Below are 7,584 nucleotides of genomic sequence, written 5' to 3' on the forward strand. Positions count from 1 at the left end.
CATGGTCGTCGTCGGCGCACGGTCCGCGCTGTTCCTGCCTTTCTCCGATCTCGGCCTCATCATTGTTGATGAGGAACATGAGAGCGCGTTCAAACAGGAGGAGGGGGTCATCTACCACGCCCGGGACATGGCGGTGGTCCGTGCCCGGTTGGAGGCGGTGCCGATCACCCTCGTCTCCGCGACGCCGAGCCTGGAGACGCAGACCAATGCCCAGTCCGGCCGCTACGGCCAACTCATCCTCGCCGCCCGCCATGGCGGGGCAGCGCTGCCGCAGGTGGCCGCCATCGACCTCCGCCTGCATCCGCCCGAGCGCGGGAAATTTCTCGCACCCCCCATGGTTCAGGCGATTGCCGAAACGCTGGCGCGCGGGGAGCAGGCAATGCTCTTCCTCAACCGGCGCGGCTACGCGCCGCTCACGCTTTGCCGCCATTGCGGCCATCGTTTCGCCTGCCCCCATTGCACGGCCTGGCTGGTGGAGCATCGCGCCCGGCGTATCCTGCAATGCCACCATTGCGGCCATGTCGCCCCGGTGCCGGAGGCCTGCCCCGCCTGCGAGGAGCAGGACAGCCTCACCGCCGTCGGGCCCGGCGTGGAGCGAATCACGGAAGAGGTGACGCAGCTTTTCCCCGAAGCCCGGCGCCTGGTGATGGCGAGCGATACGATCGGCGGCCCGGAAGGGGCGGCGCTGGCCGCCCAGAAGATCATGGACCGCGTGGTCGACATCGTGATCGGCACGCAGATCGTCGCCAAGGGCTGGCATTTCCCGCACCTCACGCTGGTCGGCGTCATCGACGCCGACCTCGGTCTCGCCGGCGGCGATCTCCGGGCGGGGGAACGGACGCTCCAGCTGCTCCACCAGGTGGCGGGCCGCGCCGGCCGGGCCGAAGCGCCGGGCCATGTTCTGCTGCAGAGCTTTTCCCCTGAACATCCGGTGATCCAGGCGCTGGTCGGCGGCGATATCGGCGCTTTCATGGCGGCAGAGGCTGAGAGCCGCCGGCCGGGCCATTGGCCGCCCTTTGGCCGGCTCGCCGCCCTCATCGTCTTCGGGGAAGATATGGGCGAGACAGAGCGGGTGGCTGCCGCCCTCGGCCGTGCCGCGCCGCACGGAGAGGGGATCGAGGTGCTGGGCCCCGCGCCCGCGCCGCTCGCCATGCTGCGGGGGCGGCACCGGCGGCGGCTTCTCCTGCGGACGCGGCGCGATATCGCGGTGCAACCGATTCTCCGCCGCTGGCTCGCGGAAGTTGTGATTCCACGGGGCGTGCGGGTTGATATCGATGTCGATCCGGTGAGTTTCATGTAAAGGAGCCTTGGCCGCCGAGGCCGAAATCGTACGCTCTCCGCATGAACTGCGCGCAAAAGCGTCTCAACCTCCGTTGCTTCGCCGCAACCCCTATGATAGGTCGGCGCCATTGATGACATTGTACGTAGGCGTCTCGGGAAACGTTTCTCGGACAAACGTCGCGGGAACGTCTCGACAACTGATGACGGGTAGGACACGTGGCCTCGGGCGCCGGTAATCAATCTTCGAACCAGATCCTGAGCGGGCGCTATGCGACCGCCGTCTATGACCATGCCGAGGAGATGGGTTGGCTTGATCGCGTTATCGAAGAGATGGACGCGCTCGGCCGCCTGATCGATGAAAGCCCCGAATTCCGGGCCTTCCTCGGCAATCCGCTGCTCGACGTCCAGGAAAGCACGAAGGCCGTTCGCGCCGTGCTTCAGGCCCAGGGCTTCGGCAGCATCGTCCAGGATTTCGTGGGCGTGGTTTCTCACAACCGCCGCCTTTTCTTCCTGCGCGCCATCGTGAAAAGCTTCGCGGACCTCGTGGACAGGAAGCGCGGCGTCGTTCGCGCGCAAGTGGTTTCCGCGCATCCGCTGACGGAGCTTCAGTCCACCCAGTTGCGCGCGCGCCTGACCGAACTCGGCTATGGACGCGTCCAGATTGAAGAGCAGGTCGACGAAAGCCTGCTTGGCGGCCTCGTCGTCAAGCTCGGCGCCCGCCTCTACGATACCAGCCTCAAGTCGCGCTTGCAGCGACTGCAATACGCCATGAAGGGAGCAGCCTGATATGGAGATCCGCCCGGCAGAGATCTCGGAGATCCTGAAGAAGCAGATCGCCAGCTTCGACTCCGATGCCAATGTGACCGAGACCGGACAGGTCTTGAGCGTCGGTGACGGCATCGCCCAGGTTTTCGGGCTGCAGAATGTCATGGCCGGCGAGCTTGTCGAATTTCCTGGCGCCGGCCTCAAGGGCATGGCGCTGAACCTGACCGCCGATAGCGTCGGCGTCGTGATCTTCGGCGAGGACAGCGGCATCCGCGAGGGTGATACCGTCGTCCGCACCGGCGACATCGTGGACGTGCCGGTCGGCAAGGGTCTCCTCGGCCGCGTGGTCGATGGGCTCGGCAATCCGATCGACGGCAGAGGCCCCCTCGGGACGACTGAGCGCCGCCGCGCCGAAGTGAAGGCACCGGGGATCATCCCGCGCAAGTCCGTGCATGAGCCGATGCAGACCGGCATCAAGGCGATTGACGCCCTGATCCCGATCGGCCGCGGCCAGCGCGAGCTGATCATCGGTGACCGTCAGACCGGCAAGACCGCCGTCATCATCGATACCTTCATCAATCAGAAGACCATCAACGAGGGCGATGACGAGAGCCGCAAGCTCTACTGCATCTATGTCGCGATCGGTCAGAAGCGCTCCACCGTTGCACAGCTCGTGCGCACGCTCGAGGAATACGGCGCGATGGAATATTCCATCGTCGTGGCGGCAACTGCTTCAGACCCGGCGCCGATGCAGTTCCTGGCCCCCTATACCGCCTGTGCCATGGGCGAGTATTTCCGCGACAACGGCATGCATGCGCTGATCGCGTATGACGACCTGTCCAAGCAGGCGGTCTCCTATCGCCAGATGTCGCTGCTGCTGCGCCGCCCGCCGGGACGCGAAGCCTTCCCGGGCGACGTCTTCTATCTGCATTCCCGCCTGCTCGAGCGTGCCGCGAAGATGTCCGACGCCATGGGCGCGGGCAGCCTGACGGCACTCCCGGTGATCGAAACCCAGGCGGGCGACGTCTCGGCCTATATTCCGACCAACGTGATCTCGATCACCGATGGCCAGATCTTCCTGGAGACGGAGCTCTTCTTCAAGGGTATCCGCCCGGCCGTGAACGTCGGCATCAGCGTCTCGCGCGTCGGCTCCGCCGCCCAGGTCAAGGCGATGAAACAGGTCGCAGGCAAGATCAAGCTCGACCTTGCCCAGTATCGCGAGATGCAGGCCTTCAGCCAGTTTGCCTCCGACCTCGACGCCTCGACCCAGCAACTGCTGGCCCGCGGCGCCCGTCTGACCGAGCTTCTGAAACAGCCGCAATTCCACCCGCTGGCGATTGAAGAGCAGGTCGTCGTGATCTTCGGCGGCGTGCGCGGCCTGCTGGACCGCGTGCCCGTGAACAAGATCGTCGACTTCGAGCGTCGCTTCGTGAACGACCTGAAGAGCCGCGAGCCTGGCATCCTGGACTCGATCCGCACCAATCGCGAGATCAAGAAGGACGTCGAGGAGCAGCTGACGGCGTTCATCAAGAAGCTCGTCGACGAATTCGTGGCCTGAGGCGGCGGAAGACATCAATCATGCCGAGCCTGAAGCCACTTCGTAACCGGATCAACAGCGTCAAATCGACGCAGAAGATCACCAGCGCCATGAAGATGGTCGCTGCGTCGAAGCTGCGCCGCGCCCAGGCGCAGGCCGAAGCGGCGCAGCCCTATGCCGATCGCATGGAGCGCATGCTCCGTGCCCTGGCCGCCAGCATGGCGGACCAGCCGGCGGGCAGCGCGCCGGTGCTTCTCGCGGGCACCGGTCGCGACCAGAAGCAGCTGGTCGTTTCGGTCACCGCCGATCGCGGCCTCGCTGGGGGGTTCAACGTCAACTCCGCACGCATGGCCCGCAACCTCGTCCGCCGGCTGGTGAGCGAGGGCAAGCAGGTCAAGATCCTCGCCATCGGCCGCAAGGGGCGTGACTATTTGCGGCGCGAATTCGCCGAACTGATGGTGGACAATCCTATGCCGGGCGGCCGTAAGCGGCCCGAATTCGGTGACGCCGAGCTGGTTTCGACGCAGATTCAGGAGATGCTGGCGAAGGGCGAGGTCGATGTCGTGACCATGGTCTACAGCCATTTTCACGGCGTCATGTCCCAGGTCCCGACCGAACTGCGGCTGATCCCGATGACCCCCGAGAAGCCCGAAAAAGCTCCCAAGGATGCAGAGCGTGCATCCTACGAATTCGAGCCGGAAGAGGACGAGATCCTGACCCGCCTGCTGCCGCGGGCGCTCAGCACCCAGATTTTCCGCGCCATGCTCGACAACGAGGCCGGATTCTTCGCGGCGCAGATGACCGCCATGGATGGCGCGACCCGGAACGCGGGCGATATGATCAAGCGTCTGACCTTGAACTACAACCGCGCGCGCCAGGCGAACATCACGTCTGAGCTCGTCGAAATCATCTCCGGCGCGGAAGCCGTTTAAGCAGCGCACAGAGCAGGATACGAAAATGGCAAACAATTCTGTCGGTCGCGTCACGCAGGTTCTGGGCGCTGTCGTGGACGTGCAGTTCGAAGGCGAACTGCCCTTCATTTACAACGCGCTGACGACGAAGATCGGCGATCGCACCCTGGTGCTCGAAGTGGCACAGGAACTCGGCGAGCACACCGTTCGCACCATCGCCATGGACACCACGGACGGTCTCGTCCGCGGCCAGGAAGTGACCGATACCGGCGTCGCCATCGCCATGCCGGTGGGCCCGGCCACGCTCGGCCGCATCCTCAACGTCATCGGCGATCCGATCGATGAGCGCGGCCCGGTCGAGGCGATCAAGCGCATGCCGATCCATCGCGAGGCGCCGAGCTTCGAGGAACAGGCCGCGAACGCCGAAATCCTCGTCACTGGCATCAAGGTCGTCGACCTTCTGGCGCCCTACCTGAAGGGCGGCAAGATCGGCCTCTTCGGGGGCGCCGGCGTCGGCAAGACCGTGCTCATCCAGGAGCTCATCAACAACATCGCGAAGGAGCACGGCGGCGTGTCCGTCTTCGCGGGCGTCGGTGAGCGCACCCGCGAAGGCAACGATCTCTACTACGAGATGATGGACGCCGGGGTCATCAAGACCGATGGCGAAGGCTCCAAGGTGGCGCTGGTCTATGGCCAGATGAACGAGCCGCCGGGTGCGCGCATGCGCGTCGCCCTGTCCGGCCTCACCATTGCGGAATACTTCCGCGACGAGGAAGGCCAGGACGTGCTGTTCTTCGTGGACAACATCTTCCGCTTCACCCAGGCGGGCGCCGAGGTGTCGGCGTTGCTGGGCCGTATTCCCTCGGCGGTGGGCTATCAGCCGACGCTGTCCACTGACATGGGGGCGCTGCAGGAGCGCATCACGTCGACCAAGAAGGGCTCGATCACGAGCGTGCAGGCGATCTACGTGCCTGCCGACGATTTGACCGACCCGGCGCCTGCTACGTCGTTCGCCCACTTGGACGCCACTACGGTGCTGTCTCGCCAGATCGCGGAACTGGGGATTTATCCGGCGGTGGATCCGCTGGACTCCACGTCGCGCTCGCTGGACCCGCGCATCTGCGGCGAGGAGCACTACCAGGTCGCGCGCGAAACACAGCGCATCCTGCAGACCTATAAGTCGTTGCAGGACATCATCGCCATTCTGGGCATGGACGAATTGTCGGAAGAGGACAAGCTGGTGGTGGCGCGCGCTCGCAAAATCCAGCGTTTCCTGTCGCAACCTTTCCACGTCGCCGAAGTCTTCACCGGTTTTCCGGGGATCTTCGTGCCGGTGGCCGACACGATCCGCAGCTTCAAGGCGATCTGCGCCGGTGAATACGACCACCTCCCCGAGGCCGCCTTCTACATGGTCGGCACAATCGAGGACGCGGTGAAGAAAGCCGAGAGCCTGAAGGCGACGGCCTAATTTCCGGACGTGATGGCCGGGCATGACCCGGCCATCTGTCGCGACTGATGGCTGGGTCATGCCCGGCCATGGCGGATGAACGAGGACCACGCCCAATGCCGGTGAACCTGGAGATCGTCAGCCCCGAAAAGCTGCTGCTGTCGCGGCCGGTGGACATGGTGGTCATCCCCGCTAGCGAAGGCGACATGGGCGTGCTGGAGGGCCACGCGCCCGCCATCGTCATGCTGCGTGGCGGCATCATCGCGCTGTACGAAGGCGACACGATCACCGACCAGATGTACGTCGCTGGTGGCTTCGCCGAGGTCACACCGGAGCGTTGCACCATCCTGGCCAACGAGGTGCTGGCACCGGCCGACCTGTCGCGTGAGGAAGGCGAGCGCCGCCTGAGCGTGGCTGAGGAAGCGTTGGCACAGGTCGATGGCAACGACGTCGTCGCCGAGGAACTGGCGCTGGAGCGCGTCCAGTCAGCCCGGGCGTTGATCGAGGCGGTGGATGCGCTGCTGACAGGGCGGTAGCATGGTGCGTCCGGCATTGGCCTGGACGACAGGAATGACCGCTCTGCGCGGAATGCGGCAAGAAGTGTTCTGATCAAGCTGCTGGAACGCGCGGTCGTCGCAACGCCGCGTCTGCCGATCGTGGTGAAGTAGGCATAGGGCAGCGGCGGGGCCGGTTGATACCGGTCGCGTATGGGGCAGTTTCACCCCCTCCCTGCCCCCCGGGTCAGGGCCCGGGGGGCATGCTCCCCCGCGCAAGGCGCGGGAGAGGAGATTTTCTGGTCAGGGTGGGCCGGTGGCGGGAGCCGCGTCGGGGGCGAACGGGTTTACCGGCGGTTCGCCGATGAAGAAGCCGAGGACGGCGCGGAGCGCGTCTCGGGACAGGTTCACCCAGTCCCAGTTGCTGCCGATGATGCGGTCCTGCTGCCTGATGAAGGCATCGCGCCGAGCGGTTTTTTCCTGCATCAGCCTGGTGACGCTGCCGCCGAAGAAATGCATGGCCTCGAACAGCGTGTTCCAGAAGCCGCTGTGGCAGAAGGCTGGGACGACGGCGAGATCCGAGCAGATGTCAAAGATGGTGCGGCCGATGGGGCGGCGGCGCACCTGACGATCCAGGTCCTGCTCGGTGGGCATGAAGAGTTCGGGATCGTCGCAGGCGGCGGGGCGAAATGCGCGCTTGCGCGGGGCGGGAGGCGTTGCGGCAGGCTGCTCGGGTTCGGTGGCGGGGGCTGGCTGTGGTTGTGGCGCGCGGGTGCGGCGCTCGACGAAGTCGATGTCTCGGTCGATGGCGGCGCGGGCGCGGAGCATGCGCTCCAGGGCCTGGGCGCGCAGGATGCCTCGGTTGAGGTGGGCGAGGATGGTGGCCAGGTTGGCGGTGCCGAAACACGCCGCGATGGCGTTGAAGTTGGGGACGGTGGCGCGCTGGCGGACGGTGTCGATCAGGTGGCGGCCGTAGTTGAGGAGGATGCCGATGGCTTGGAGGAGAACCGCGATGTTGTGGGGCAGAGTCCTGGCGGGGTGATCCTGCGCGGGATCGGGAGGGGAGGCTGGACCGGGTACGTCGGCTTCCATGTTTGGTATTATAACTCAAAAGTTAGCGGAGGGGCAAGGTTTAGTTTTGGTCTGTGC

Annotated in this window: 7 protein-coding genes; 6 read left to right on the forward strand and 1 reads right to left on the reverse strand. The window is 65.3% G+C overall.

Translation table 11 applies throughout. The annotated features are described in order from the left end of the window. From priA to atpC, 6 genes are all read left to right on the forward strand, one after another. A partial coding sequence (priA, locus tag VL752_RS15700; RefSeq protein WP_325356798.1) for a replication restart helicase PriA occupies positions 1-1,300 on the forward strand: 1,300 nt, incomplete at its 5' end. Positions 1,301-1,497: 197 nt separating this feature from the next. Further along, positions 1,498-2,067, forward strand: coding sequence for a F0F1 ATP synthase subunit delta (locus VL752_RS15705; protein ID WP_325356799.1), 570 nt, complete (start codon positions 1,498-1,500; stop codon positions 2,065-2,067). Between the two features lies 1 nt (position 2,068). Continuing rightward, entirely contained in the window at positions 2,069-3,604 is a 1,536-nt protein-coding gene (atpA, locus tag VL752_RS15710) for a F0F1 ATP synthase subunit alpha (RefSeq protein ID WP_325356800.1), read from the forward strand. A 20-nt stretch (positions 3,605-3,624) separates the two neighbouring features. Further along, positions 3,625-4,515, forward strand: a complete 891-nt coding sequence (locus VL752_RS15715) for a F0F1 ATP synthase subunit gamma (RefSeq protein ID WP_325356801.1) — start codon at positions 3,625-3,627, stop codon at positions 4,513-4,515. A gap of 25 nt (positions 4,516-4,540) precedes the next feature. Then, complete coding sequence (gene atpD / locus VL752_RS15720) at positions 4,541-5,962, forward strand: F0F1 ATP synthase subunit beta (protein WP_325356802.1); 1,422 nt, start codon at positions 4,541-4,543, stop codon at positions 5,960-5,962. A 95-nt stretch (positions 5,963-6,057) separates the two neighbouring features. Next, the gene (gene atpC / locus VL752_RS15725) at positions 6,058-6,477 is read left to right on the forward strand and encodes an ATP synthase F1 subunit epsilon (RefSeq protein ID WP_325356803.1); all 420 of its coding nucleotides are present in this window, start codon (positions 6,058-6,060) and stop codon (positions 6,475-6,477) included. A 261-nt stretch (positions 6,478-6,738) separates the two neighbouring features. On the opposite strand, the gene VL752_RS15730 is transcribed toward atpC, so the two are convergent. Further along, positions 6,739-7,527, reverse strand: coding sequence for a hypothetical protein (locus VL752_RS15730; protein WP_325356804.1), 789 nt, complete (start codon positions 7,525-7,527; stop codon positions 6,739-6,741). Between the last annotated feature and the right edge of the window lie 57 nt (positions 7,528-7,584).

The sequence above is a fragment of the Acidisoma sp. genome, from assembly GCF_035492295.1.
Classification (GTDB): Bacteria; Pseudomonadota; Alphaproteobacteria; order Acetobacterales; family Acetobacteraceae; genus Acidisoma.